Annotated in this window: 3 protein-coding genes and 1 pseudogene; 3 read left to right on the plus strand and 1 reads right to left on the minus strand. The window is 61.7% G+C overall.

Annotated features, from left to right (window positions below; all coding sequences use genetic code 11):
- Together EN750_RS27005 and EN750_RS27010 are read left to right on the plus strand one after the other, a co-directional pair.
- On the plus strand, positions 1-284 hold a 284-nt coding region (locus tag EN750_RS27005), incomplete at its 5' end, for an agmatine deiminase family protein (RefSeq protein ID WP_189526479.1).
- A gap of 45 nt (positions 285-329) precedes the next feature.
- Positions 330-1,424, plus strand: a complete 1,095-nt coding sequence (locus tag EN750_RS27010) for a polyamine ABC transporter substrate-binding protein (RefSeq protein ID WP_127398467.1) — start codon at positions 330-332, stop codon at positions 1,422-1,424.
- Between the two features lie 21 nt (positions 1,425-1,445).
- On the opposite strand, the gene EN750_RS27015 is transcribed toward EN750_RS27010, so the two are convergent.
- Positions 1,446-2,195, minus strand: a complete 750-nt coding sequence (locus EN750_RS27015; RefSeq protein WP_127321132.1) for a helix-turn-helix transcriptional regulator — start codon at positions 2,193-2,195, stop codon at positions 1,446-1,448.
- Positions 2,196-2,300: 105 nt separating this feature from the next.
- Between EN750_RS27015 and EN750_RS27020 the strand changes: the two are divergent.
- Positions 2,301-2,942: pseudogene (locus EN750_RS27020) on the plus strand (peptidase S10); the annotation flags it as partial.

Below are 2,942 nucleotides of genomic sequence, written 5' to 3' on the forward strand. Positions count from 1 at the left end.
AGATGACGCCGGAAGAAAGCGAGAGCGTGGACCGGCTGGATTCGACCTGGGCGCGACCGGCCGGAAACCGGATCGCGGCGAGCTACATCAACTACTATCCGGGCAACAGCGTCGTGGTGGTACCGCAGTTCGGCTGCGATCTCGATGTGAAGGCCAAGCAGACGCTGGCCGAGCTGTTTCCCGACCACAAGATAGTCGGCATCGAAAACTCACGCGAGATCCTGCTGGGTGGCGGCAATGTCGCCTGCATCACCTTGCCGGTCTATGCCCCGCAGCGACGCTGAGGGACGACGCATGCCGAAAACAGATAGCGAAAACGGAGGACATTTATGCGCGCTCTGATCTTCTCAACCCTGCTTGCCTGCGGCGTCTGCGCAAATGCGGCTTCGGCTGACGAGGAAAAGATCGTCAACGTCTACAACTGGTCCGACTACATCGCGCCGGACACCGCCGAGAAATTCGAGAAGGAAACGGGCATCAAGGTTCGCTACGATGTCTATGACGGCAACGAAGTACTTGAAACCAAGCTGCTCACCGGCGGCTCGGGATATGACGTGGTCTACCCCTCAGCCTATCCGTTCCTGAAGAACCAGGTGAAGGCGGGGGCGTTCCTGGAACTCGACAAATCGAAGCTTGCCAACCATTCGAAGATCGATCCGCAGGCCCTGGCGCTGATCGCAGGCGCCGACCCGCAGAACCTGCATGCCGTGCCCTATATGGCTGTCACCGACGGCATTGGCTACAACGTCGCCGCGGTGAAGCAGAGGCTGCCGGACGCGCCGACGGATTCCTTCGCCATGGTCTTCGACGTGGACGTGGTCAAGAAGCTCTCCGATTGCGGCGTGGCCATGATCGATGCGCCGGCTGAAGTCATCCCGATGGCGATGAACTATCTTCACATCGACCCCAAATCGACCAGTCCCGACGACCTCGCCAAGGTCGAGGACCTGATGGGCAAGGTGCGGCCCTACATCCGCTATTTCCATTCGTCGAAATACATCAACGACCTCGCCAACGGCGACATCTGCGTGGTGTTGGGCTGGTCGGGCGACATACTTCAGGCAAGAACCCGTGCGGCGGAATCCGTGAAGAAGCTGGAGATCGCCTATTCCATCCCCAGAGAAGGCACGCTCATCAACTTCGATACGATGGTGGTGCCGAAAGATGCGCCGCATCCCGACAACGCCCAGGCCTGGATCAACTTCAATCTGCGGCCCGATATCGCCGCGGCCAATTCCAGCTATGTCTCCTATGCCAATGCGATACCGGAATCCCTGCCGCTGATGGACAAGGCGATAGCCAGCGATCCCGGCGTCTTTCCGCCTGATGCCGTGAAGGCCAAGCTGTTCGTGGTCGACAACAACGACCCAAAGCTGCTGCGATCACAAAACCGCATGTGGACGCGCATCGTGACGGGGCAATAGAGCTGGCGGAAGCCGTCAGGCTCAAGCGGCTTCGCGGAAGGCCGCCAGCAGCTCGACCTGGGAGTGCACGCCGAGCTTGCGGTAGATCTGCTTGATGTGGTTGCGGACGGTGCCGGGCGAGACGGCGAGGCTTCGCGAAATCGTCTTGGCGTTGCCACCCTCGACCAGATGCCGCGCAACCTCGGCCTCGCGCCTGCTCAGCCGCGAGCGTCCGTCACCGATTGCGGCGCCCTTGTCCCGGGAGCGGCACAGATGAAGCAATCTTTGCAGAATGAGCCTTGTCGCGCTGCTTGCCGCGCAAGCCATCTCCAGATCCTGATCGCCAAAGGCTGGTGCCCCGTTTCGCCGCAGGAAGGTGACATAGCCAGCGGTCAGCCCGTCGAGATTGAACACGCCGGTGATCTCGTCGAAACTGTCGGAAGGGCCGAAGAATTCGCGATAGTAGGGGGTACGCTGGAAGTCGCCATTGCGGAGTGCCGACAGCGGCAACAGGAAATCCTGTCTTGTGCTGGCGAACCTCTGGAAGAAGGGATCCTGGCGATACAGTCGTGCATCGTAGTCGCGGTTCCAGCGATCGGGGCCGGCATCGTCGATGGTCAGGGATGTGATGTCGCGACGGTAAAAGCCGACATAGGCGCGGTCGGAGCCAAGCAGTCCGCTCGCCGCCGCTGTGAAGCGAGCGGACAATTCTTCGGGCGTTGCAGCCATGGCCGCGGCGGCGACACCACCGCTCCAGTGTCCAAACCGATCGAGAGAGATGTTCGACTGCATTCCGGCTCACATTAGCGCAAGCCGTTGCAGGTTCAAGACAGCCATTTCCTTTGACTTCGATCCTCTCGGCCATACCTATGCGGGAGTCGTTGTCGCGGAGCCATCATGCCGGTCAAGCTGAAACTGATCTGTCTTATCCTGCCGATGCTCGCCGTCCTGGCGCAGCCCGTCCTGGCTGAAACGGCGGAGCGGCCGGCACCTGCGGGCGGTGTGCTGTCCCTGCTGCCGCCGCCGCAGACCACCAACCATTCGATCACACTGGCCGGGCGCAAGCTGGATTACCAGGCAAAGGCAGCGACCCTGTCGCTGCTGTCGGGCATCGGCGACGTCACGGCGGAGATCTTCTATGTCGCCTACACGCTGGAGCCGCCGGCGAGCGTGGCCAAAGACCCGCAGCGGCCGATCACTTTCGTGTTCAATGGCGGCCCTGGAGCAGCGTCCGCCTATCTGCATATCGGCGCACTCGGTCCACGGATAATCGCGACGGGAGCCGATGGCGAACTCCTGCCCTCACCGCAAAGACTGATCGACAATCCGGACAGCTGGCTCGACATGACGGATCTCGTCTTCGTCGATCCGGTGGGGACCGGCTACAGCCGCGAGGCACCGGGGCAGGACACGCGCGATTTCTGGGGCGTCAACCAGGATGCCAGCTCGATTGGCGCCTTCATCCGGCTCTATCTCGCGCAGAACGGCCGCACCGGGTCGCCGCTGTTCCTCGCCGGCGAAAGCTATGGCGGGTTCCGC

Source organism: Mesorhizobium sp. M7A.F.Ca.ET.027.03.2.1, assembly GCF_003999175.1.
Taxonomy (GTDB): domain Bacteria; phylum Pseudomonadota; class Alphaproteobacteria; order Rhizobiales; family Rhizobiaceae; genus Mesorhizobium.